This window comes from [Acidovorax] ebreus TPSY (assembly GCF_000022305.1).
In the GTDB taxonomy this organism is placed as follows: Bacteria; Pseudomonadota; Gammaproteobacteria; order Burkholderiales; family Burkholderiaceae_C; genus Diaphorobacter; species Diaphorobacter nitroreducens.
Genome location: NC_011992.1, coordinates 678,525 through 700,753, shown reverse-complemented (window position 1 = coordinate 700,753; position 22,229 = coordinate 678,525). Strand labels below are relative to the sequence as shown.

The following is a 22,229-nucleotide window of genomic DNA, read 5'->3' as shown; positions in this document are numbered from 1 at the left end:
CGGTCAATGCCGACCATGAAACTCGATAACATCGTGCACTGGATACGGACCACATGCGGGCACCGTTTTCCCATCGATCAACCCTCTACACATCACCGCAGCTGGCTCATGAGCTTTGATCTGGTCCTCTTCGGCGGCACGGGCGACCTCGCCTGGCGCAAGCTGCTGCCTGCCTTGTTCCAGGCTTTTCGCCACGGGTCGCTGCCGCCGCAGGGGCGCATCATCGGCGTGGCGCGCGACGCGCTGAGCGACGGCGACTACCGCGCGCTGATTGCCCGGCGCTTTGCCGATGTGGAGGGAGAAAAACGCCCCAGCGACGAAGAATTCGAACGCTTTGCCGCGCTGTTGCAGTACCAGCGCATGGATCTGTCCCAGCCAGAGGATTACGCCCTGCTGGCGCGGCGCCTGCACGAGCGCCACGCCGACACGGTGGTGATGTACCTGGCCACCGCGCCCGCGCTGTTCACCACCGTCTGCGAGCAGCTCGGCGCTGCCGGCCTGGCGACGCCCGCCACCCGCGTGGTGCTGGAAAAGCCCCTGGGGCACGATTTGGCTTCCAACCGTGCCATCAACGCCGCGGTGCGCAGCGTGTTCGACGAACGGCAGATCTTCCGCATCGACCACTACCTGGGCAAGCCCTCGGTGCAGAACCTGCTGGCGCTGCGCTTTGGCAACGCGCTGTTCGAACCCCTGTGGCGGCGCGAGACCGTGGCCAGCATCGAGATCACCATGGCCGAGCAGCTGGGCGTGGAGCAGCGTGGCGCCTTCTACGACCAGACCGGCGCGCTGCGCGACATGGTGCAGAACCACGCGCTGCAGCTGCTGTGCGCGATCGCCATGGAGCCGCCCATCAACGCCCATGCCGATGCCATCCGCGATGAGAAGCTCAAGGTGCTGCGTTCGCTGAGTACGTGGACACCCGCCACGCTGCTGCGGGACGTGGTGCGCGGCCAGTATTCCACCGGCACCACGGCCTGCGAGGGCGTGCGCGCCTATGCCGACGAGGACGGCGTGGCGCCCGGCAGCACCACCGAAACCTTCGTCGCCCTGCGCACCGAGATCGCCAATTGGCGCTGGGCGGGCGTGCCGTTCTACATCCGCACCGGCAAGCGCCTGGCCGCGCGCGAGGCACACATCGCCATCAACTTCCGCCCCACGCCCCACGCCATCTACCGCACGCCGCTGGGCGCGGCCAACCGCCTGGTGATCCACCTGCAGCCGCGCGACGGCTTGGCGCTGCACCTGTTTGCCGCGGGGCAGGAAAAGCGCGGCATGCGCATTTCCGAAGCCCAGGCGCTGGCGCCCGTGCAGCTGGACCTGGACTTCGACCAGCGCTTTGGCAGCCAGCGCGTGGGCGCGTACGAGCGGCTGCTGCTGGACGTGATCGCCGGGCGCCTGAATCTGTTCGTGCGCGCCGACGAACAGGAAGCCGCCTGGCATTGGGTGGAACCCATCATGCAGGCCTGGGCCGAGCAGGACGCCCGTGGCGAAGGCCCGCGCCCGTATGCCGCTGGCAGCTGGGGCCCCAGCGCCGCCAGCGCGCTGGTGGCCCGCGAAGGACACACCTGGATGGAAGAATGCTAGACCGCATCACCGCTTCCCTGCCCTCGCTCGCCCCCGCCGAGCAGCGCGTGGCCCAACTCGTGCTGGACGACCCGCGCGCCTTTGCCCACCTGCCGGTGCGCGAGCTGGCCGCGCGCGCGCGCGTCAGCAAGCCGACAGTGGTGCGCTTTTGCCGCAGCATGGGCTATGACGGCCTGGCGGACTTCAAGCTCAAGCTGGCCGGCAGTGTGAGCGAGGGCGTGCCCTTCATCCACCGCAGCGTGGACGCCGACGACAAGACCAACGACGTGCTGGTGAAGGTGGTGGACAACGCCGTGGCCGCCTTCCTGCAGTACCGCAGCGCCGCCAGTACCAATGCGCTGGAGCGTGCGGCCGAGGCCATCGCCAGCACCTGGCAGACGGGGCGGCGCATCGAGTTCTACGGCGCGGGCAACTCCGGCATCGTGGCGCAGGACGCGCAGCACAAGTTCTTTCGCCTAGGCATCACCAGCATCTCCACCAGCGACGGCCACATGCAGGTGATGAGCGCCACGTTGCTGGGCCCGGGCGACTGCGCGGTGATCATCAGCAACTCGGGCCGCACGCGCGACCTGATGGACGCAGCCGACATCGCGCGCAAGAACGGCGCAACCACCATTGCCATCACCGCCAGCGGCTCGCCGCTGGCACACACCTGCCGCATCCACCTGGCGGCCGACCACCCCGAGGGCTACGACCGCTACAGCCCCATGGTCTCGCGCCTGCTGCACCTACTCATCATCGACGTGGTCGCCACCTGCGTGGCGCTGCGCATCGGCGAGCCGCTGCAACCGGTGCTGCAGCAGATGAAGAACAACCTGAGGGCCAAGCGGTATACCTGAGGGCACCCCCCTGAGCGGCTGCGCCGCTTCCCCCTCTCTCTACGCGCTGCGCTACGGGAGGGGGGACACCGCCAGCGCCCGGGCCAAGCCCGCTGCGCGGCGGTTGCTGGGATGGGGCGCGCCAGTTCCATGCCGTGCGCCCTATGGCGAAGCACAAAAACAATAGCTGCTACCGCCTGCCCCGCTTGGACTTCAGAAACAAAAGCATCTGAAATCAAGCATTGGCAAGCGGTAGCAGCTCTCTTTTTCAGAGCGCCGCTTCAGCGCCCGTAGGTGGCGGTGAAGCTCGCCTTGGCCAGGGTGTGGGCGTTGACCATGAAGCCGGCGAGCGCGGCGGGGGCGTCGTCGGGCACATCGATACGCTCCACCGACAGCGCATGCACCGTGAAGATGTAGCGGTGCGGCTTGTCGCCCGGCGGCGGGCACATGCCGCCCCAGGCGTACTGCCCGTAGTCGTTGCGGATCTGGCGCGCGCCAGCCGGCAGGTGGGCGCCGCCCTTGGCGCCGGCGTTGGCGGGCAGCTCACTCACCGAAGCCGGCAGATCGATCACATACCAGTGCCAGAAGCCCGAGCCCGTGGGCGCGTCGGGGTCGTACACGTTCACGGCAAAGCCCTTCGTGCCCTCGGGCGCGCCGCTCCAGCGCAGCACGGGCGACTGGTTCCGACCGCTGCAGCCAAAGCCGTCGAACTCGAAGCTCTGTGCAATGGTGCTGCCGTCGGCGATGTCGGGACTGGTGAGGGTGAAGGCGGTCATGCGCGGTACTCCTGGGGTTCGTTGACGGGAAACCGTCAGTATGCCCGCGCATTCCCGCCGTTCACTTCACTGGTCCCGTCACTGCCCCGCGAAGCTCTTGGTGCTGTAGAGCTCGTGCGACAGGCGGTTCAGCATGGGCAGGCCGGTGGCGGCGTCACGCGGCTGCTTGTCGATGTAGCTGAAGAACACATCGGCATCCAGCACGCCGATATCCAGGCGCCGCGCCGCGGGCACGGCCGCCAGCGTCTTGTAGCCGTCGCCGCCCGTGGCGTTGAAACTCAACACGAAGAGCCTGTAGGTCTTGGCCGGATCGATCGGCCCCCAGGTGCCGGTGGCGGCGTTGCGCACTTCGAGACCGGAGGCGCGCTGGCCGAAGGCGGCCGAGGCGTTCACGTCGAAGCGCAGGCCGCCGGTATAGGGATAGGGCCCGGTCGATCCGCCCGCCTTGAACACGGCCTCCAGACCGTCTTCGAGCATGGATTTGACCTCCGCGCCGGTCACGTCCAGACGGAACAGCATGTTGCCGAAGGGCAGCACCTGGATCACCTGCGCTGCTGTCACCGTGCCGTCCAGCGCAATGCGCACACCACCGCCGCTTTGCAGCGAGATGTCGGCGCCGCCGTACTTGGCATTGCCCTCGTCCACGTAGGCCTGCGCCACCAGCTGCTGGATGTCGCCACCGCGCAGATGCACGCTGCCCTCGGCGTTGCACGTGGGGCTGGAGCCGCCCGAGCCGGGATTGCCCGGCACGCGGCGGAAGCACAACTCCTTCGGCACCACCGCCACGTTGGTCTTGTTGAAAACGGCCACGCGGTCCTTGAACGGCTGCAGCGCCGTGGTGGCGGCGGCGGCTGGCTGCGTCACGCGCAGAAAGCCCTTGGCCGCCACGTCGGCATCGATGGCCTTCTTTTCGGCATCGGTCGGGGGCAATTTGTTGATGGTGAAGTCGCTACCGATCAGCACATGCGGCGTGCCACTGCACTGCGTGACCTCGCCCTTGCCGTCAAAACGCACGTTCAACTCGCCCACCACCTGCGCGTATTCCCAGGCCTGCACCACGCAGACGTTCTTGCCGTCCTTGTCGGTCACGCGCGTGGGATAGGCGCCACTGGGCGTGCCCACGCCCGTGGTCTTGAGCGCATCGGGGCCCAGCAGCGTGTGCGAATCGCCGCCCACGATCACGTCCACGCCGCTGAGCTTGGCGGCGATTTCCTTGTCGTAGCCATAGCCCACGTGGCTCATGACGATGATCTTGTTGATGCTCTGGGCGCGCAGCTTGTCGATCTCACGCTGCGCCGCCGTGACTTCGTCCTCGAAGGTGGTGTCCGCGTCGGGGCTGGACGAGGCCTTGGTCTTGCCCGCAATCGTCAGGCCGACGATGCCGATCTTCTGGCCGCTGCGCTCCACCACGGTGGAAGGCTGCACGTAACCGGGTGCCTTGGTGGCGTTGAGCGCCGAGCCGGCACCGAACTTCACGTTGGCGCTGAGCACCGCCGTCTTGCAGGACCCCTTCTTGAGCAGGTCCAGGAATCCCTTGAGGCCCGCGTCACCCTTGTCGAACTCGTGGTTGCCCAGCGTGAAGGCGTCGAAGCACACGGTGTTCATCAGCGCGGCATCGGCCTCGCCGTCCGCGCCCGCGCGGTTGAAGTACAGCGTGCCGGTGAGCGCGTCGCCCGCATGCAGCTTGAGCACGTTGGCGCCCGCGGCCTTGGCCAGGCTGTCGAAGGCCGCGGTGACGCGCGCAAAGCCGCCGGCTTCGACGGCCACGTCCACAGGCGCGGCGCCGCCCGTGGACAGCTTCAGCGTCTTGGACTTGGCGTCCAGCGTGGAGTGGTGGTCGTTGATGTGCAGGACGGTCAGTTCCAGCGGCTGGGCCTCGTCGTCATCGTTGCCACCGCATGCCGCCAGCACGCCACACGCCGCCAGCGCCACCGCGCCCATCCGCACCCGCCGCCCGTAGGGCTTGTTGGCCCATTGCATCCACGAACCCATGTTCTCGCTCCCTGTTGAATCGTTACAGAGTGGAGATGGTGGGAAGCAAGGATGACAGCGCCGTGAAAGCCCCACACGCGCGCCCGTAGAACAGGGCGCGCGCAGCCTCTTTGCTCACATAAAAAGAGCATTTACCGCTTGCTGCACAAGCGTTAGGGCCGTTTTTCTATCGAACCCTCATACCGCCAACTCCACCAACGGGATGCGTTTTTCCTGCACGCCGTGGCAGGCCACGCGCGTGCCGCCGTCATCAATGAGCTGGGGGCGCTCGGTGCGGCAGCGGTCGTTGGCGTAGGGGCAGCGTGGGTTGAACGCGCAGCCCGGCGGCGGGTTGAGCGGGTTGGGCACCTCCCCTTGCACGGGCGTGCGCGCGCGGCCGGTGTCGTGCATCTTGGGGATGGCGTCCAGCAACATGCGCGTGTAAGGGTGGCGCGGGTTCTCGAACAGCACCTTCTTGTCGGCCAGCTCCACCAGCCGGCCCAGGTACATCACGCCCACCTGGTCGCTCACGTGGCGCACCACGGCCAGGTTGTGGCTGATGAACAGGTAGGTGAGCTGCCGCTGGCGCTGCAGGTCCTTCATGATGTTGAGCACCTGCGCCTGCACCGACACGTCCAGCGCGCTGGTGGGTTCGTCGCACACCAGGAACTCGGGCTCGGTGGCCAGGGCACGCGCGATGGAGATGCGCTGGCGCTGCCCGCCCGAGAACTGGTGCGGGTACTTGGCCATGTCCAGCGGCGACAGGCCCACGGACTGCAGCAGTTCGCCCACGCGCTTCTTGAGTTGTGCAGCGTCGGTGATGAGACCATGCTCGCGCAGGGGCTCGCCGATGATGTCCTCCACCAGCCATCGGGGGTTCAGGCTGGCATAGGGGTCCTGGAAGATCATCTGGATGCGCCGGCGCATGGCGCGCGCATCCTTGCCCTTGAAAGCGGCGTGCGCGTCCTGCCCGTCGAAGGTGAGGCCGCCGCGCGTGGGCTCGTACAGCCCCACCAGCAGGCGCGCCACGGTGCTCTTGCCGCAGCCGGACTCGCCCACCAGGGCCAGCGTCTTGCCGCGCTCGATCGTGAATCCCACGCCGTCCACCGCATGCAGCAGCGCGCGCGGCTTGCGCTCGATGACCCGGTTGAGCCAGGGCGCGGAGACATCGAACGTCTTGGCGAGGTCATGCGCCTGCACCAGCGGTGCGGTGGTGGTCGTCGTGGAGCTCATGCGGCCACCTCGCTCGTCACGTCGTGCAGCCAGCAGGCGGCCTGCGTAGCGCCGGCGGGCATGAGGTCGGGGCGCGCCTGGCGGCAGCGGTCGAAGGCGCGCGGGCAGCGCGGGTTGAAGGCGCAGCCCTCGGGAATGGCGTTCAGGCGGGGCATGGCTCCGTCGATCTGGTTGAGGCGCTCGCGGTCCTGCTCCATGTCGGGAATGGACGCCATGAGGCCGGCGGTGTAGGGGTGGGCGGGCTGGTTGATGACCTCGTGCACGGGGCCGATTTCGGCCACGCGGCCGGCGTACATCACGGCCACGCGGTCGCAGGTCTCGGCGATCACGCCCATGTCGTGGGTGATCAGCATCACGGCCGCGCCGCGCGTCTTGCAGATGCTCTTGAGCAACTGGATGATCTGCGCCTGGATGGACACGTCCAGCGCCGTGGTGGGCTCGTCCGCCACGATGAGCTGCGGCTCGGCCGCCAGCGCCAGGGCAATCACCACGCGCTGGCGCATGCCGCCCGAGAACTGGTGTGGGTAGTGGTCGATGCGCTGCTCGGCCGCGGGAATGCCGGTGTCCTTGAGCAGGTCGATGGCCCGCTGGCGCGCCTGCGCGGCGCTCATGGGCAGGTGGGTGAGGATGGTCTCCACCAGTTGCTGGCCCACGGTGTACAGCGGGTTGAGCGAAGTCAGCGGGTCCTGGAAGATCGCGCCGATCTTGCGCCCGCGGATGTGGCGCATCTGCTCGTGCGGCAGGTTGTCGATGCGCTGGCCCTGCAGCACGATCTGGCCCGAGGCCACGCGCCCCGGCGGCTCCAGCAGACCGATGATGGACGCGCCCGTGAGCGACTTGCCCGCGCCGGACTCGCCCACCACACCCAGGATCTCGCCCGGTGCGATGGAGAACGACACGTTGTCCAGCGCGCGCAGCGTGCCGCGGCGGCCGGGGAATTCGACGACGAGGTTGTGGACTTCGAGAAGTGACATATCAGTTATCCAGTGCGGTGCGCGCCGCCCGCATCGCATGAAACGGGCGCCCCCATAACGAGGGCAGCCGAGCAAGGGTCCGGGCCGGCCGCGCCGCAGCGAGGGCTGCGCCCCCCTGCCCGCATGGCGCAGCCATGCGAGAGCGGGGAGAAGGCGCAAAGCGACTCAGGAGGTGTTCCATTTCAGCGCAGGCGCGGGTTGAGTGCATCGCGCAGCCAGTCGCCCAGCAGGTTCACGGACAGCGCGATCAGCACCAGCATCACGCCGGGGAAGACAGTGATCCACCACTCGCCGGAGAACAGGTAGTCGTTGCCGATGCGGATCAGCGTGCCCAGCGAGGGCGACGTGGGCGGCGCGCCCACTCCCAGGAAGGACAGCGTGGCTTCGGTAATGATGGCCGTGGCCACCTGGATGGTGGCCAGCACCATGACCGGCCCCAGCACGTTGGGCAGCACATGCTTGCGCATGATGCGCAGCGGCGACACGCCGGTGACGCGCGCGGCCTGCACGTATTCCTTGTTGCGCTCCACCAGCGTGGAGCCGCGCACGGTGCGCGCGTACTGCACCCATCCCGTGAGCGAGATCGACAGGATCAGCACGCCGAAGGCCAGCGAATCGGGCGCGTTGGGGAACACCGCACGCCCCACGCCGGCAATCAGCAGCGCGATCAGGATGGCGGGGAACGACAGCATCACGTCGCACAGGCGCATGAGCACGCCGTCCACCCATCCGCCGCGAAAGCCCGCCACCAACCCCAGCGCCACGCCCACGACGACCGACAGCGCCACGGAGGCCAGGCCCACCACCAGCGAGATGCGCGCGCCGTAGATCAGCGCCGAGAGGATGTCGCGGCCCTGGTCATCGGTGCCCAGGGCGTACTTCCAGGTGCCTTCGGCCTGCCACACGGGCGGCAGGCGCGCGTCCGACAGCTCCAGCGTGCTCAGGTCGAACGGGTTGTGTGGCGCCACCCAGCCGGCAAAGATGGAGCAGAACACGCACACGGCGGCAATCAGCGCCGCGATGATGGCCACGGGCGAGGTGCGAAAGCTGTGGGCCACGTCGCTGTCGTACCAGCGCAAGAGCGTTTGTTTCATGAGCGAAGGGTCAAGGCAAAAAAGGGGAAGGCGGCAAGGTCGTACGGTCAGGGGCCCACGCCCATCCACTTGAAAGGCATGGTGTTGTCGGCCATCTGCACCAGGCGGATCTTCTTGGACACGCCCCAGGCCAGGGCCTGCTGGTGCAGCGGGATGTAGGCAATGTCGGCGGCCTGCAGCAGCAAAGCCTCGCGCAGCAGCACATCGCGCCGGGTCTTGTCGGTCTGCGTCTGGACCTGCAGCAGCAGCGCGTCCAGCCGCGGGTTGCAATAGCCCCCCAGGTTGAAGTGGCCCGCGCCTTCGCCGCGCGGGCAGGCCGCCAGCGCGTTCAGCGCACCGTGTGCGTCGTAGGTGGAGGGCGTCCAGCCCATCAGGTAGAAGCCCGCGTCGCGTCGCAGGATGCGCGGGTAGTACTGCGCCTTGGGCTCCGCGCGCACCGTCACGCGCACCTGCAGGGTCGCCAGCTGTGCAGCGATGGCGGTGCACAGCGCCGCGTCGTTCACATAGCGGTCGCTGGGGCAGTCCAGCGTGAGCGCGAAGCCCTCGCCATAGCCGGCCTGCGCCATGAGCGCGCGCGCGGCCGCCACGTCGTGCGGCAGCCGCTTGACGTCGGACTGAAAGCCATTGACGCCCGGTCCCACGATGAGCGCGGCGGGCGTGGCGGCGCCGCGCATCACGTTCTTGATGAGCGCATCGATGTCGATGGCCTGGTAGAAGGCCTGGCGTACGCGCCGGTCCTTGAAGGGGTTGGCGCCGCGCACGCTGGCGTACGGCAGCTCGTCGCTGTGCTGGTCCATGCCCAGGAACAGCGTGCGCAACTCGGGCCCCGTGACCACGCGGACCAGTCCGGCGGCGCTCACGCGTTCGATGTCCTGTACCGGCACGGGCTCCATCACGTCCACGCGGCCGGCCAGCAGCGCGGCCACGCGCGCCTCGTTGTCCGGAATGGGCAGGAAGACGACTTGGCGTGCGTTGCTCTCGATAGTGCCCCAGTAGCGCATGTTGCGCTCGAACACGGTGCGCTGCTGCGGGCGACGCTCGGCCAGGCGGAACGGCCCCGTGCCATTGGCGCGCAGCGCGGCGGCCTGCCCCGCGGCCCCGCGCGCGTCGCCTACCTGCGCGAGACCCTGCGCCTCGCTCCAGCGCTGGTTCATCATGTAGACGTGCGACAGCAGGGCCGGCAGCAGCGGCGTGGGCTCGCGGGTTTCGATCTCGATGGTGTGCGCGTCCAACTTGCGCACCTCGCGCACGCCGCTCAGGTAACTGCGCATGTCCGAGCCTTCGGACTGCGCGCGCCGCAGCGAAAACACCGCATCGTCGGCCGTGAAAAGCGCACCGTCGTGGAAGGACACGCCGCGGCGCAACTCGAAGCGCCACACGGTGGGGGTGGTCGCACGCCAGGCCAGCGCCAGCGCAGGCACCAGGCTCAGATCCTTGTTGCGTCCCACCAGAGGCTCATACACATTGCCGGTCAGGCTGAGCTGCAGCGATTCATTGAGCGCATGTGGGTCCATCGACAGCGCATCGCCCTGGTTGGCCACACGGATGGTTTGCGCATTAGCTACCAAAAATATAGCTGCTAGCGCTTGCAGTACAAGCGCCAGGGCCATATTTCGCATCCAGACCGTGCTCCGCATCATGCTGCTGTACCGTGCGATCTCACTGCGCTTGCCCCAGGGGCATGGCCTGCTCGACCAGGCCGGCATGCAGGGCCGCGCCCAGGGGCAGCACGTCGTCATTGAAGTCGTAGCGGCTGTTGTGCAAGGTGCTGTTGCCAGCGCCCATGCCCTGCCCCAGGCGCAGGTAGGCGCCGGGCCGGGCCTGCAGCATGAAGGAGAAATCCTCCGCGCCCATGCTCGGCTCCAGGTCGCGGTCCACGTTTTCTTCGCCCACCAGCGACGCAGCCACGTCGCCTGCGAAGCGCGCATCGCTCTCGGTGTTGATGGTGGCAGGGTAGATGCGCTCGTAGCGAACGGTGGCGGTAGCGCCAAAGCCCAGGGCGATGGCGTTGCACAGCTCCTTGATGCGGCGCTCCACCATCTCCTGCACGGCGGGGTCGAACGTGCGCACCGTACCCACCAGCGTGGCCGTGCCCGGCAGCACGCTGAACGCACCCAGGTCGCCCGCCTGCACCGCGCACAGACTGATGACTGCGCTCTCCAGCGGTCGCACGTTGCGCGAGACGATCCCCTGCACGGCGGTGACGATGTGCGCGGCCACTAGCACCACGTCCACCGTCTGGTACGCATGCGCACCGTGGCCGCCGCGCCCGGTCACTTCGATCGTGACGCGGTCGGCCGCCGCCATCATGGCGCCGCTGTTGATACCCACGGTGCCGGGCCGCATGGCCGGCCAGTTGTGCATGGCGTACACCGACTGCACGGGAAAGCGCTCGAAGAGCCCGTCCTCGATCATCACGCGCGCACCGCCCAGGCCTTCCTCGCCGGGCTGGAAGATCAGCACCGCCGTACCGTCGAAATGGCGCGTGGTCGCCAGGTAGCGTGCTGCACCCACGAGCATGGCCGTGTGCCCATCATGGCCGCAGCCATGCATCAGGCCGCTCTTGCAGGACTTCCAGGCGAAATCGTTGTGCTCGGCCATGGGCAGCGCGTCCATGTCGGCCCGCAGACCGATCATGCTGCCGCTGCTGCGTCCCTGGCCGTGGATGATGCCCACCACGCCGGTACGGCCGATGCCTTCGTGCACCTCGTCCACGCCGGCGTGCCGCAGCGCCTCGCGCACACGGGCGCTGGTGTAGACCTCTTCAAAGCCCAGCTCGGGGTGGGCATGCAGGTCGCGGCGGAATGCGGTGAGCTCCGGGTGGTACTGCGCGATGTGGGCGAAAGCGCGTCCGCCTGCCTTCAAGCGCTGCTGCACGGCCTGCATGTCAGTGCCCTCCCGCCTTGCCGCCCACGCGCAGGCGCGGGTCCACTGCGAAGTACAGCAGGTCCACCACCAGGTTGATGACCACGAAGATCAGCGCGATCAGGCAGAGGTAAGCGGCCATCACGGGGATGTCGGCAAAGGTCACGGCCTGGATGAACAGCAGGCCCATGCCGGGCCACTGGAACACCGTCTCGGTGATGATGGCAAACGCAATCAGGCCGCCCAGTTGCAGGCCGGTGATGGTCATCACCGGCACCAGCGTGTTCTTGAGCGCATGGCCAAAGTGGATGGCGCGGTCGGTCAGGCCACGCGCACGGGCGAACTTGATGTAGTCGGTGCGCAGCACTTCCAGCATCTCGGCGCGCACCAGGCGCATGATCAGCGTGAGCTGGAAGATGGCGAGCGTGATGGCCGGCAGCGTGATGTGGTGCCAACCCTTGGCCGTGAGCAAACCCGTGCTCCACCAGCCCAGCTGCGTCACATCACCGCGCCCGAAACTGGGGAACCATCCCAGCGTGACCGAGAACACCAGGATCAGCAAAATGCCGATCAGGAACGTAGGCAGCGACACACCCAGCAACGACAGCGTCATGAACACCTGGCTGGTGAAGGTGCCGCGCTTGAGCGCCGCATACACCCCCATGGGCATTCCCACCGCGAGGGCGATGAAGGCGGCCACCAGCGCCAGCTCCAGCGTGGCCGGGAAGCGCTCGGCGATCAGCCGCGAGACCTTGGCCCCCTGGCGCAGGGAGAGCCCGAATTCGCCCTGCGCCGCATTCACCAGGAAGTGCCAGAACTGCACGATGAATGGCTGGTCCAACCCCAGGGCGGCACGCATCTCGGTGATCTGCTCGGGCGTGGCGTCCTGCCCCAGCAGGAAGACCACGGGGTCGCCCACGAACTGGAACAGCATGAACGAGATGAAGGCCACGGCGACCATGACGATCACGGCCTGGATAAGTCGGCGCAGGATGAAGGCAAGCATTCTCGGGCTATTGCAAGATGTCGGGCCATGCTAGCAGGCATCGGGGCGCAGCCAAGGCTCGTCCCCGCAGCGGCCGGGTGCTTAGACTGGCCGTGGTTCGCCTGCGCAGGGGCTTTCCGCACGCAGGCGGTACGTTATGGCACGGCCGCTCACTGGAGCTTGACGGTGCGCATGTCGATGCGGTTGTCGGCACGATGCACCAGCTCCACATTCTTCTTCATGGCCCAGGGGATGACCTGGTCGTACAGCGGCAGGTGCGAGACCGTGTCGTTGGAGAGCTGCAGCGCCTCGGTCAGCATGCGCGCGCGCACCGGAGCGTCCGTCTCGGCCTTGATGCGGTCCACCAGGTAGTCCATGCGCTCATTGCGGTAGCGGCCCACGTTGTAGTTGCCATCGCCACCAGTGCCTACGCTGCGCACCAGCGATTGCAGGCTGTACAGCGCGTCAAAGGTCGGCACGCCCCAACCCAGCATGTAGATGCTGGCTTCGCTGCGCTGGATCATGGGAAAGTAGGTCACCAGCGGCAGCGTGCGCAGCTTGGCCTTCACACCGATGCGCGCCCACATGGCGGTGACCGCCTGGCAGATGGCCTCGTCGTTGATGTAGCGATTGTTGGGACAGGCGAAGTCCACCTCGAAACCGTCGGCATAGCCGGCCTCGGCCAGCAGCTTCTTCGCGGCCTCGACGTCGTAGGGCATGCGCTTGCCCACGGCCTCCGACCAGCCTGCGACCTGCGGCGCCACCAGGGTACCAGTCGGCTTGCCCAGGCCGCGCAGGATGTTGCGCGTGAGGGCATTGGCGTCGATGGACTGGTACAGCGCCTTGCGCACGCGCAGGTCCTTCAAGGGGTTCTTGCCCTTGATGTTGGAGCCCACGAGTTCATCCCGGAACTGGTCCATGCCCAGGAAGATGGTACGGTTCTCCAGCCCGTCCACCACCTTGATGGTGCCCGACGAGCGCAGGCGGGGCAGATCCTGCGGTGAGGGGTCCAGCACCAGGTCCACCTCACCCGACAGAAGGGCGGCAATGCGCGTGGCGGCCGACTTGATGGGGGTGTAGACGATCTCGGTCACATTGCCTTCCATCTGGCCCCACCAGTTCGGATTGCGCTTGAAGACCATCTTCACGTCGGGTTGCCATGTCTCCAGCGTATAGGGGCCCGTGCCCATGGCGTTGCGATGGGCGAAGTTCTCATCGGTGCCCTTGATGTCCTTCGGCTCCACCGATCGGTTCTTCTCGGCCCAGGCCTTGCTCATCATGCGCAACTCGGTCATCTGCCGCAGCAGCACGGGGTTGGGCGACTTGAGGAAGATGTCGATGGTCTGCGCATCCACCTTCACCACCTTGTCGATGCCTTGCACATACGGCGTGTAGTTCGATGTCTTGGACATGGCGCGCTGCAGCGAGTACACGGCGTCATCGGCCGTGAAGGCGGAACCATCGTGGAACTTCACGCCCTGGCGCAGCGTGAAACGCACTTGTGTGGGGCTGACCTCTCGCCACGCCGTCGCCAGCATGGGCTCGACCTCGAAGGTACGGCTGTTGTAGTAGACCAGGCTTTCGTACACATACGAATGGATGGCGTTTTGCAGCGCGTTGTTTTGGGAGTGGATATCCCAGGTGGCGATTTCGCCCTGGCTGGCCCACTTGAAGGTCTTGGCATGCGCCGCTGGAACCACGGCCGCCGCGCAGGCCGCCGCAAGAGAAAGGATCAAGGCATTGATTCGCATGGGAATCCTCTTTTATAGAAAGGAGCGACTACAGCGTGGCCGTGGCCACTGGCAAAGGGAAATCCCTGAAATGGTGCATCGCAGATGCGCCGCCATTCATCCGCAGTGCTGATGCAAAACCAATGCCCGGACTGCGTATCTACGCTCCGCGGGGCAAAAACCGTACTTCCAGAAAAAAACAACCTCCCGAAGGAGGTTGTTAGAAATCGGGGCGGGCCCAAAGGGCCCTTCCCCTCCCCACTCAATGTGCCTTAGAAGCGATGGCGGACACCCACGGTGATGCCGGTACGGCTGCGTGCGCCGCTCGCCGCATCCAGCACGAGCGCGCTGCCGCCGCTGATGCTGGTGTGGTCCACGCCGAAGTAGGCATCGGTGCGCTTGCTGAAGGCATAGTCCGCCACGGCCACGTAGAAGTTGACGTTGCCGTTGGAAGCACCCGTGGCCGAGCCCGACTGCTTACCGCGGAAGTAGTGCGCGCCCAGGTTGAGCTGAGGCGTCAACTGATAGCCCACACCTACCTTGAACAGCTGGCGCTTGTTGGCGTCGCCCGGCTGGAAGCCGCCATTGGTCTGGCCGGCCCAGAATTGCCCCAGGATCGCTCCGTCGACGAGATTACGGAAACCCTGGATCGGGTTGGTCACCGTAGCGTATTTCGCCTTGTTCAGGCCATAGCCTGTATTGAAGTACCACGGACCCGTGCGGTACGAACCGCCCAGAGTCCAGGCGTCTACGTCGGTGCCGCCTGGCAGCGTCGTGCGCATGTAGCCGCCGCCGACGGCAAACCCGCTCGCGGAGTAGCGCAAGTAGCCGCCAGCCGTCTTCCAGGCGCCACCACCCAGGGTGCCTGCAACGTAGGCAGGCACTTGCGCCGCCGAGGCAGGCAGGCCAGCTTCCAATGCCTTGGTGTCGTTGTTCTCGTCAAACGAATATTGCAGCGAGCCTACGAAGCTGCGGTCCGGCGTTGCGAAGGTGTACTTCAGCATGTTGCTGGTACGCGCGCCCATGGCCATTCCCAACTCAGGCTTGTAGGCTTCCATGTAGGGGGAGTACGGGAACGAAGCGTAGGTGCTGGTCACCACGTCGAACAGGACATTCCACTGACGTCCGGCAGTCAGGCGGCCATAAGGGCCTTGCAGACCCAGATAGGACAGTTGGAAGAAGGGGGTGGAAACACTGCCGTCATCGGCATTGAGACGGTTTTCCAGCACCACCAGGGCCTTGGACCCGCCACCCAGGTCCTCCTCCACATTGATGCCCCAGCGGCTTTGCGACATGCCGCCACCGATCATCTTCGTCAGGCCATCCTTGCCGGCACCTTCGTTGTTGGTGTGGCGCACGGCGGCATCCACGATACCCCACAGCTCCACCTTGCTGGTACCGGCGGACTGGGCCATTGCCACGCCCGCGCCGCACAGCGCCAGGGCAGCCACAATTTTCTTTTGCATACGACAGACTCCTCTTGGATTGATAACCGGCTCACGATTCGCAGCCACGCCTTGATGAACTCGCTCACTGGACGTGCGCCACTCGCTTCACAACACTCGACTTCTCCTCCACCAGGGGCCCTGCGGCCAAATCGTGTTCTTGGCAGGAAGCGAGGAGGCTTCATTGTTGAAAACCCGCCGAGCAGGGGCAAGAGTCCATCGCTTTACAGCCACAGGGGTTAACCCGAAAAATCGTCGCACAAGAGACACCAAATCGCAGACAAAAAAAAACCGCTGCCCGAAGGCAGCGGTTTTGTCTTCTTTATCCAAGCTGGCCTCACGCCAGCCCGAGATTAGAAGGAGTGGCGAATACCCAGTTGCACGCCAGTCTGGTTCTCGCCAGCGCCGGGGCCGCCGGTGCTCAGGTTCTTGGCATTCAGACCCAGGTTGGAAGCGTCCTTGTTCTTCAGGTAAGCCACGGTGCCGTACAGAGCCGTACGCTTGGACAGGTTGTGGACATAACCCAGGCTGATCTGGTGAGCCTTGGAGTCGATGAACTTCTGGTCGTACAGAGCGTACTGGGCCTTGACTTCGCCAGCGCCCACAGGAGCGGATGCGCCCAACATGTAGGCGTTAACCTTGCGCTCGGAACCGCCAGGGACATCATCCTTGGTCTGCTGCAGGATGGCGTTCAGCTTGACAACGTTCAGGTTGTACGAACCGCCCAAGGTCAGACGATTGCGGTCAGCACCATTGACGGCAGTAGCACCGGAGCCCAGGGTCAGGGCGCTGCTCTCGTCATAAGACAGGGCAACACTCAAAGGGCCGTTGTCATAGGCAACATAACCACCAACGTAACGACCCTTCTTCGAGTTCGTCTTGTCAGCCTTTTCGTCGAAGCCATAACCAAGACCGGCAGTGAAGCCGCTGAAGTTAGGGGTGAAGTAGCTGATCAGGTTGCTCGAACGGATGCCGTTGGCATCGTTGTTGTTGTTAGCCGTGGTTTGGTTGTTGCCATTCCAGTTGCTCCAGCCCATGAATTGGCCAATGCCAACCTGGCCGAAGACGTCGTACGAGATGAACTTGGTGTAGCCAGGGGTATAGTCACGGCCCAGGCGCACTTCACCGAAACCACCAGCCAGGCTGACCGTGGAACGGCGCTGGAAGTTGAAGCCAGCTGCGTTGCCGTTGTCACCGAAGATTTCGCCTTCCAGCCAGAAGCCAGCCTTCAGACCGCCACCCAGGTCTTCCACGCCGCGGAAGCCCAGACGGCTCGTTGCGTTGCCGCTGGTGCTCAGGCCATACACGCTGTCGCCAGCGGCGTTAGCGTTGTCCACGTAGCCGAAAGCGGTGTCAACAACACCGAACAGCGTCACGGAGGATTGGGCCATTGCGGCGCCGGAAGCAGCCAGCACTGCCAGTGCAATCAGGGATTTTTTCATTGCGAGTTACTCCAAGGTTAAACAGAGGGCCCCGGATCGTAGAGGACTTGGAGGTGCGGCTCACGCACAGCCCCGCCGGTTCCCCGGGCCAACCTCCTGGTGGGGAAGTTGGTCCTATTGCAACAGAGCCCGCCAGGTTTCGCAAAGGAAATCCCTCAGAATCGGGCCAAAAGCGGGTTTTCGTTGCTGTACCGCAACATGGCCAAAACGGCAGCAAAACCGTCTTATTGTTGCTCCGAGTAAGCACTTACCGTACGGTTTTTTGCGTTACCTGCGCCATTACGTGCGCGTAAACAACGTTTTTGTTACCCATGGACACACTCCTCATTGCCGCAGATAGCGCCCTGCGAACCTTGTTCGCTCGTCCAAGAGCGGGAGAACCCTCACCGGCACGCTCCCTGCCTGCGGTGGACCTGTCCGTCGAGCAAAGGCGTCTCTCCAGCGCGTTGATGCGCGTCAATCATGTCGGGGAGGTGTGTGCCCAGGGCTTGTACATGGCGCAGTCGTGCGTGACCCGCGACCCCCAGCTGCGCAGCGATCTCCTGGCCGCGGCGCGCGAGGAGACCGACCACCTGGCCTGGACTCGCGAGCGGCTCGACGCCCTGGGGAGCCGGCCCAGTCTCCTCAACCCCTTGTGGTTCGCTGGCGCCTTCGCCATCGGTCTGGTGGCGGCCCGGGTCAGCGACCAGGCCAGTCTGGGTTTTGTGGTGGAGACGGAGCGGCAGGTATCCGCCCATCTGCAAGGGCACCTGCGCCGCCTGCCGGAGGCGGACCTGCCCTCGCGCGCCATCGTCGACCGCATGCAGCGGGATGAGGAACGCCACGCGGCCCAGGCGCAGGCGGCGGGCGCACTTCCTCTACCGCCCCCGGCGCGTTGGCTGATGAAAGCCGCCGCCAAGGTCATGACGACGACTGCACATCACATCTAGTACGTCCCGCCGCGCCTCAGGCCTCGACGATCTCAAAGCCCGTCGTGATCTGCGCGGTCTTGCCCAGCATGATGCTGGCCGAGCAGTATTTCTCATGGCTCATGGCGATGGCACGCTCCACGGCCGCCGGCGGAATGCCGCGCCCGGTCACCGTGAACTGCATGTGGATCTTGGTGAACACCTTGGGATCGACCTGCGCCCGCTCGGAGGTGAGCTTCACGCTGCAGCCGCGCACATCGTGCCGGCCGCGCTTGAGGATCAGCACCACGTCGTAGGCCGTGCAGCCGCCCGTGCCGGCCAGCACGGTCTCCATGGGACGCGGGGCCAGGTTCTGGCCGCCGTTCTCGGGACGGTCGGCGTCGGGCGCCCCGTCCATGGCCAGCACATGGCCGCTGCCGGTCTCCGCAACAAAGCCCATGCCGGAGCGCGTGCCGGCGTTGCCGGTCCAGCTGACGGTGCATTCCATGTTGTTTTTCTCCAAAAATCAGGGTGAATCTGTAGCAAATGATGAACGCAGGTGCGATTTTGCTGCAACGCAACAACCGCAGCGCTACAATGCGCCCATGCGTTACCCGCTTCGCACTGTTCGCACAGCGGGGTTCGCACCGATTGTCTCCTCCATCTCCTCAAAGGATGGATTCAGCCCCAGGCTTTACCGCTTGGGGCTTTTTTTTGCCCTGCGGTGAGCCGTCCCTAACCCTGCGGGCGCACCGTCCTATGATGTGCGCCCGGCTGAGCGCGCCCTGGACGCCCCGTCCCCACGGCAGCGCCGCCCGCCGGTTTGCACCATGACCCAGCCTCTCACCCCGTTCGATTACCTGACAAAGATCCTCACCGCGCGTGTCTATGACGTGGCGGTGGAGTCCGACCTGCAGCCCGCCCGCGCCCTGTCGCGGCGGCTGCACAACAAGGTGCTGCTCAAGCGCGAGGACCAGCAGCCCGTCTTCAGCTTCAAGCTGCGCGGCGCCTACAACAAGATGGCGCAGCTTTCGCCCGAGCAGCTGGCGCGCGGCGTGATCTGCGCCTCGGCCGGCAACCACGCGCAGGGCGTGGCGATGAGCGCCAGCAAGCTGGGCACGCGCGCCGTGATCGTGATGCCCACCACCACGCCGCAGCTCAAGATCGATGCGGTGAAGACGCTGGGCGGCGAAGTGGTGCTGAGCGGCGAGAGCTATTCCGACGCCTACGAGCACGCCGCGCAGCTGCAAAAGGAAGAAGGCCTGACCTTCGTGCACCCCTTCGACGACCCGGACGTGATCGCCGGCCAGGGCACGATCGCCATGGAGATCCTGCGGCAGGTGCAGCAGCTGGGCGGCAAGCTGGATGCCGTGTTCGTCGCCATCGGCGGGGGGGGGCTGATCGCTGGCGTGTCCAACTACATCAAGGCCGTGTGCCCTGGCATCAAGGTCATCGGCGTGCAGATGAACGACTCGGACGCCATGGCGCAATCGGTCAAGGCGCATCAGCGCGTCACGCTGCCGGACGTGGGCCTGTTCTCCGACGGCACGGCCGTGAAACTGGTGGGCGAGGAAACCTTCCGCGTCGCGCAAAACCTGGTGGACGACTACGTGATCGTCGACACCGATGCCGTCTGCGCTGCGATCAAGGACATCTTCGTGGACACACGCAGCATCGTGGAGCCTGCGGGCGCCCTGGCCGTGGCCGCCATCAAGCAGTACGTGGCCAAGCACAAGACCAAGGGCGAAACCTACGCCGCCATCCTGTGCGGCGCCAACATGAACTTCGACCGGCTGCGCTTCGTGGCCGAGCGCGCCGAGGTGGGCGAGGAACGCGAAGCCCTGTTCGCCGTCACCATCCCCGAGGAGCGCGGCAGCTTCAAGCGCTTTTGCGAGGTGGTGGGGGCCCTGCCCGGCGGACCGCGCAACGTGACCGAGTTCAACTACCGCATCAGCCACGAGCGGCGCGCCCATGTGTTTGTGGGCCTGTCCACCACGGGCCGCGGCGAGTCCGAGAAGATCGCGCGCAACTTCCACAAGCATGGCTTCGAGGCGCTGGACCTCACGCACGACGAGCTGGCCAAGGAGCACCTGCGCCACCTCGTCGGCGGCCATTCGGCGCTGGCGCGCGACGAGCGGCTGATGCGCTTCACCTTCCCCGAGCGCCCCGGCGCGCTGTTCAAGTTCCTGAGCCTGATGCAGCCCACCTGGAACATCTCGCTGTTCCACTACCGCAACCAGGGCGCGGACTATGGGCGCATCCTCGTGGGCATGCAGGTGCCGGCCGACGACGCAGCGCAGTTCGATGCCTTCCTGCAGACGCTGGGCTACCCCTATGTCGAGGAAACGCAGAACCCGGCCTACCGCCTGTTCCTGCAGGCCAACGGCGCATGATGCAAGCCATTTTGGCCTCCAGCGCCCGCCCATCAAGCGCGAGCAGCTATTGATTCGATAGTATTCATGCAGACCCTGCGCCACTATCTGCTGGCCGTGCAGTTCTTCACGCGCATCCCCGTCACGGGCCGGCTGGCCACGTGGGTGGGCTACAGCCCTGCGATGCTGCGCGCCAGCAGTGCACATTTCCCCGGTGTGGGCTGGCTGGTGGCCGCCGTGGCGGTGGGCAGCTATGCGGCACTGTGGCTGGGGCTGGGCGGCGCGGGCTTTGCACCGCTGGCGGCGGCGGTGGGCTGCACCATCGCCACGGTGCTGGTGACCGGGGGCTTCCACGAGGACGGCCTGGCCGACGTGGCCGACGGACTGGGCGGCGCCTACCAGCCCGAGCGCGCGCTGGAGATCATGAAGGATTCCCGCATCGGCGCCTTCGGGGCCATGGCGCTGGTGCTGGCGCTGCTGGCCAAGGTGGCCCTGCTGGCGCAGCTCGGCCACCTCGGCTTGTCCAGTGCGCTGGCGGCATTGGCGGGGGGGCATGTGCTGTCGCGCCTGTGGCCGCTCGTCATCGTGCGCGCGCTGCCGCATGTGGGCGATACGGCCACGTCCAAGAGCAAGCCGCTGGCGGACCAGATCTCCGTACGCGCGCTGGCGGCCGCGGCCTTGTGGTGTTTTCCGGCGCTAGCGCTTGTATATCAAGCGCTGGGCGCTTCGGTATTGATAGCAAGCCTGCTGGCCAGCGCCGCCGGTGCGGCCTGGATGCTGTGGCGCTTTGCGCGTCGACTGCAGGGCTTTACCGGCGACTGCCTAGGCGCCACGCAGCAGGTGGGCGAGATCGGCTTCTATCTGGGCGCGGCCATCGCGCTGGCGCAACGGGCGGCATGAGCGCGCCGCGCCTGTGGCTGGTGCGCCATGCGCGCCCCGAGGTGGCACCCGGCCTGTGCTACGGCCGCCTGGACGTTGCCGCCAACGTGCGCCATAGCCGCGAGAGCGCACGCCTGCTGGCACAGGCGCTGCCACCCCGTCTGGCCGCCCTGCACCACTCTCCGCTACAAAGATGTGAGCTGCTTGCGCAGGACCTGCTTGCCGTGCGGGCCGATTTGGCTTCAAAGGCTGAGCCCCGCATCACCGAGATGGACTTCGGCCAGTGGGAGGGCCGCGCGTGGAACGACATCGCCCGTGCGGACATCGACGCCTGGACCACGCGCTTCGGCCACCATGCGCCCGGCGGCGGCGAGCCCCTGGCGGCCATGCTCACGCGCGTGTCCGCCGCGCTGGACGAGGCCGCGGCCCAAGCGCACGCCGGCGGTGGCGATGTGGTCTGGATCACGCATGCCGGGGTGGCCCGCTGCGTGCACTGGCTGCTGACGCACGGCGCCGCGCGCATGCCGATGTCCCATGAATGGCCGCAATCGGCTCCGGGCTACGGCGCCTGGACCACGGTACTTCTGCCACTGAAAGGCCGACCGCAGGCAGCACCGGCGCGCGGTTAGGTTATGGGCGCTCCCGTCGGATATGCAGTCCCCCGCCGGCGCGGGATCCCCGCCGGGTCAGGGCCGCTTGCGCGGCATCTCCAGCGCCAGCGTCGTGGCGCCGTCCATCGACGCCCCCAGCCGCGCGGCGCCCTTGCCCAGGGACTGCAGCACCAGCCCCGGCTCCACATTCGCGCCCACGCGGTAGGGCTTGGCCGGCTTGCCGTCCACCGCGATCAGCGCGGCGCCGCCGCCGCTGGCCGTGCCGGCCAGCACGCCCATGAGCACGAAGCGGCTGGCTGCGGAGGGTGCCGCCTCGGCGGCCGCCAGCACCGGGCTGGCCCCGAGCAGGCGCGCGAGCGCCTGCGTGTCGGTCACCACCGGCTCGGGCGCCGCGGCCGCCGGCGCCGTGCCGGCCGGGCTTGCGGACAGCTTCAACCCCCAATAGACAGCGGTCGCACCCGCCAGCGCCCAGAGCAGCAGCGTGGCCAGGCGCGGGGCCCAGCGGCCGTATGTGTTTGTCACCATTGCACGATTATGATTGACCGGATATGTCCATTCCGAGT

General features: G+C 66.5%; 20 protein-coding genes. 7 read left to right on the top strand and 13 right to left on the bottom strand.

Annotation, left to right across the window (positions count from 1 at the left end; all coding sequences use genetic code 11):
- Positions 1-108 precede the first annotated feature (108 nt).
- A complete protein-coding gene (zwf, locus tag DTPSY_RS03335; RefSeq protein WP_012655674.1) occupies positions 109-1,584 on the top strand; it encodes a glucose-6-phosphate dehydrogenase in 1,476 nt (491 codons plus the stop codon).
- Complete coding sequence (locus DTPSY_RS03330; protein ID WP_012655673.1) at positions 1,578-2,423, top strand: MurR/RpiR family transcriptional regulator; 846 nt, start codon at positions 1,578-1,580, stop codon at positions 2,421-2,423. Before zwf ends, DTPSY_RS03330 begins: the two co-directional genes overlap by 7 nt.
- Before the next feature lie 260 nt (positions 2,424-2,683).
- Here DTPSY_RS03330 and DTPSY_RS03325 read toward each other — a convergent pair whose 3' ends face one another.
- The 11 genes from DTPSY_RS03325 to DTPSY_RS03275 all read right to left on the bottom strand — a co-directional run bounded on the left by DTPSY_RS03325 (position 2,684) and on the right by DTPSY_RS03275 (position 16,917).
- Positions 2,684-3,178 carry a YbhB/YbcL family Raf kinase inhibitor-like protein gene (locus DTPSY_RS03325; protein ID WP_011804144.1) on the bottom strand — a complete coding sequence of 165 codons (495 nt, stop codon included), beginning with the start codon at positions 3,176-3,178 and terminating at the stop codon, positions 2,684-2,686.
- A 78-nt stretch (positions 3,179-3,256) separates the two neighbouring features.
- The gene (locus DTPSY_RS03320; protein ID WP_012655672.1) at positions 3,257-5,170 is read right to left on the bottom strand and encodes a bifunctional metallophosphatase/5'-nucleotidase; all 1,914 of its coding nucleotides are present in this window, start codon (positions 5,168-5,170) and stop codon (positions 3,257-3,259) included.
- A 177-nt stretch (positions 5,171-5,347) separates the two neighbouring features.
- On the bottom strand, positions 5,348-6,382 hold the full coding sequence (locus DTPSY_RS03315) for an ABC transporter ATP-binding protein (protein WP_011804142.1): 1,035 nt from the start codon (positions 6,380-6,382) through the stop codon (positions 5,348-5,350).
- Positions 6,379-7,356 carry an ABC transporter ATP-binding protein gene (locus tag DTPSY_RS03310; protein WP_012655671.1) on the bottom strand — a complete coding sequence of 326 codons (978 nt, stop codon included), beginning with the start codon at positions 7,354-7,356 and terminating at the stop codon, positions 6,379-6,381. Before DTPSY_RS03310 ends, DTPSY_RS03315 begins: the two co-directional genes overlap by 4 nt.
- Positions 7,357-7,538: 182 nt before the next feature.
- The gene (locus tag DTPSY_RS03305) at positions 7,539-8,450 is read right to left on the bottom strand and encodes an ABC transporter permease (RefSeq protein ID WP_011804140.1); all 912 of its coding nucleotides are present in this window, start codon (positions 8,448-8,450) and stop codon (positions 7,539-7,541) included.
- Positions 8,451-8,497: 47 nt separating this feature from the next.
- Complete coding sequence (locus DTPSY_RS03300) at positions 8,498-10,069, bottom strand: ABC transporter substrate-binding protein (RefSeq protein ID WP_012655670.1); 1,572 nt, start codon at positions 10,067-10,069, stop codon at positions 8,498-8,500.
- A gap of 40 nt (positions 10,070-10,109) precedes the next feature.
- Complete coding sequence (locus tag DTPSY_RS03295) at positions 10,110-11,336, bottom strand: M20 aminoacylase family protein (protein ID WP_012655669.1); 1,227 nt, start codon at positions 11,334-11,336, stop codon at positions 10,110-10,112.
- Between the two features lies 1 nt (position 11,337).
- On the bottom strand, positions 11,338-12,321 hold the full coding sequence (locus DTPSY_RS03290; RefSeq protein WP_012655668.1) for an ABC transporter permease: 984 nt from the start codon (positions 12,319-12,321) through the stop codon (positions 11,338-11,340).
- A 149-nt stretch (positions 12,322-12,470) separates the two neighbouring features.
- Entirely contained in the window at positions 12,471-14,051 is a 1,581-nt protein-coding gene (locus tag DTPSY_RS03285; RefSeq protein WP_012655667.1) for an ABC transporter substrate-binding protein, read from the bottom strand.
- Positions 14,052-14,302: 251 nt separating this feature from the next.
- Positions 14,303-15,496 carry a porin gene (locus DTPSY_RS03280; RefSeq protein ID WP_012655666.1) on the bottom strand — a complete coding sequence of 398 codons (1,194 nt, stop codon included), beginning with the start codon at positions 15,494-15,496 and terminating at the stop codon, positions 14,303-14,305.
- 332 nt (positions 15,497-15,828) lie between these two features.
- Positions 15,829-16,917: a porin gene (locus DTPSY_RS03275; protein ID WP_012655665.1), complete on the bottom strand. Its 1,089-nt coding sequence runs from the start codon at positions 16,915-16,917 to the stop codon at positions 15,829-15,831.
- Between the two features lie 311 nt (positions 16,918-17,228).
- On the opposite strand from DTPSY_RS03275, the gene coq7 reads away from it, so the two are divergent.
- Positions 17,229-17,846 (top strand): 2-polyprenyl-3-methyl-6-methoxy-1,4-benzoquinone monooxygenase, encoded by a 618-nt coding sequence (gene coq7 / locus DTPSY_RS03270; protein ID WP_012655664.1) that lies wholly within the window; start codon positions 17,229-17,231, stop codon positions 17,844-17,846.
- Positions 17,847-17,862: 16 nt separating this feature from the next.
- On the opposite strand, the gene DTPSY_RS03265 is transcribed toward coq7, so the two are convergent.
- A complete protein-coding gene (locus DTPSY_RS03265) occupies positions 17,863-18,312 on the bottom strand; it encodes an OsmC family protein (RefSeq protein ID WP_011804132.1) in 450 nt (149 codons plus the stop codon).
- On the opposite strand from DTPSY_RS03265, the gene DTPSY_RS18340 reads away from it, so the two are divergent.
- The 4 genes from DTPSY_RS18340 to DTPSY_RS03250 all read left to right on the top strand — a co-directional run bounded on the left by DTPSY_RS18340 (position 18,311) and on the right by DTPSY_RS03250 (position 21,684).
- A complete protein-coding gene (locus tag DTPSY_RS18340; protein WP_146052249.1) occupies positions 18,311-18,532 on the top strand; it encodes a hypothetical protein in 222 nt (73 codons plus the stop codon). The two genes, DTPSY_RS03265 and DTPSY_RS18340, sit on opposite strands and share 2 nt — an antisense overlap.
- A gap of 102 nt (positions 18,533-18,634) precedes the next feature.
- Positions 18,635-20,197: a threonine ammonia-lyase, biosynthetic gene (gene ilvA / locus DTPSY_RS03260; RefSeq protein WP_011804131.1), complete on the top strand. Its 1,563-nt coding sequence runs from the start codon at positions 18,635-18,637 to the stop codon at positions 20,195-20,197.
- Positions 20,198-20,263: 66 nt separating this feature from the next.
- Positions 20,264-21,076 carry an adenosylcobinamide-GDP ribazoletransferase gene (locus DTPSY_RS03255; protein WP_012655663.1) on the top strand — a complete coding sequence of 271 codons (813 nt, stop codon included), beginning with the start codon at positions 20,264-20,266 and terminating at the stop codon, positions 21,074-21,076.
- Positions 21,073-21,684, top strand: a complete 612-nt coding sequence (locus tag DTPSY_RS03250) for a histidine phosphatase family protein (RefSeq protein WP_012655662.1) — start codon at positions 21,073-21,075, stop codon at positions 21,682-21,684. Before DTPSY_RS03255 ends, DTPSY_RS03250 begins: the two co-directional genes overlap by 4 nt.
- 57 nt (positions 21,685-21,741) lie before the next feature.
- Here the strand turns inward: DTPSY_RS03250 and DTPSY_RS03245 are convergent, their stop codons facing one another.
- Positions 21,742-22,191, bottom strand: coding sequence for a type II secretion system protein N (locus DTPSY_RS03245; RefSeq protein ID WP_011804128.1), 450 nt, complete (start codon positions 22,189-22,191; stop codon positions 21,742-21,744).
- Between the last annotated feature and the right edge of the window lie 38 nt (positions 22,192-22,229).

Bases quoted from the DNA above. Each gene is read 5' to 3' on its own strand.
- zwf (WP_012655674.1), top strand. From the start codon at position 109: ATGAGCTTTGATCTGGTCCTCTTCGGCGGCACGGGCGACCTCGCCTGG.
- DTPSY_RS03330 (WP_012655673.1), top strand. From the start codon at position 1,578: ATGCTAGACCGCATCACCGCTTCCCTGCCCTCGCTCGCCCCCGCCGAG.
- DTPSY_RS03325 (WP_011804144.1), bottom strand. From the start codon at position 3,178: ATGACCGCCTTCACCCTCACCAGTCCCGACATCGCCGACGGCAGCACC.
- DTPSY_RS03320 (WP_012655672.1), bottom strand. From the start codon at position 5,170: ATGGGTTCGTGGATGCAATGGGCCAACAAGCCCTACGGGCGGCGGGTG.
- DTPSY_RS03315 (WP_011804142.1), bottom strand. From the start codon at position 6,382: ATGAGCTCCACGACGACCACCACCGCACCGCTGGTGCAGGCGCATGAC.
- DTPSY_RS03310 (WP_012655671.1), bottom strand. From the start codon at position 7,356: ATGTCACTTCTCGAAGTCCACAACCTCGTCGTCGAATTCCCCGGCCGC.
- DTPSY_RS03305 (WP_011804140.1), bottom strand. From the start codon at position 8,450: ATGAAACAAACGCTCTTGCGCTGGTACGACAGCGACGTGGCCCACAGC.
- DTPSY_RS03300 (WP_012655670.1), bottom strand. From the start codon at position 10,069: ATGCGAAATATGGCCCTGGCGCTTGTACTGCAAGCGCTAGCAGCTATA.
- DTPSY_RS03295 (WP_012655669.1), bottom strand. From the start codon at position 11,336: ATGCAGGCCGTGCAGCAGCGCTTGAAGGCAGGCGGACGCGCTTTCGCC.
- DTPSY_RS03290 (WP_012655668.1), bottom strand. From the start codon at position 12,321: ATGCTTGCCTTCATCCTGCGCCGACTTATCCAGGCCGTGATCGTCATG.
- DTPSY_RS03285 (WP_012655667.1), bottom strand. From the start codon at position 14,051: ATGCGAATCAATGCCTTGATCCTTTCTCTTGCGGCGGCCTGCGCGGCG.
- DTPSY_RS03280 (WP_012655666.1), bottom strand. From the start codon at position 15,496: ATGCAAAAGAAAATTGTGGCTGCCCTGGCGCTGTGCGGCGCGGGCGTG.
- DTPSY_RS03275 (WP_012655665.1), bottom strand. From the start codon at position 16,917: ATGAAAAAATCCCTGATTGCACTGGCAGTGCTGGCTGCTTCCGGCGCC.
- coq7 (WP_012655664.1), top strand. From the start codon at position 17,229: ATGGACACACTCCTCATTGCCGCAGATAGCGCCCTGCGAACCTTGTTC.
- DTPSY_RS18340 (WP_146052249.1), top strand. From the start codon at position 18,311: ATGTTGTTTTTCTCCAAAAATCAGGGTGAATCTGTAGCAAATGATGAA.
- DTPSY_RS03265 (WP_011804132.1), bottom strand. From the start codon at position 18,312: ATGGAATGCACCGTCAGCTGGACCGGCAACGCCGGCACGCGCTCCGGC.
- ilvA (WP_011804131.1), top strand. From the start codon at position 18,635: ATGACCCAGCCTCTCACCCCGTTCGATTACCTGACAAAGATCCTCACC.
- DTPSY_RS03255 (WP_012655663.1), top strand. From the start codon at position 20,264: ATGCAGACCCTGCGCCACTATCTGCTGGCCGTGCAGTTCTTCACGCGC.
- DTPSY_RS03250 (WP_012655662.1), top strand. From the start codon at position 21,073: ATGAGCGCGCCGCGCCTGTGGCTGGTGCGCCATGCGCGCCCCGAGGTG.
- DTPSY_RS03245 (WP_011804128.1), bottom strand. From the start codon at position 22,191: ATGGTGACAAACACATACGGCCGCTGGGCCCCGCGCCTGGCCACGCTG.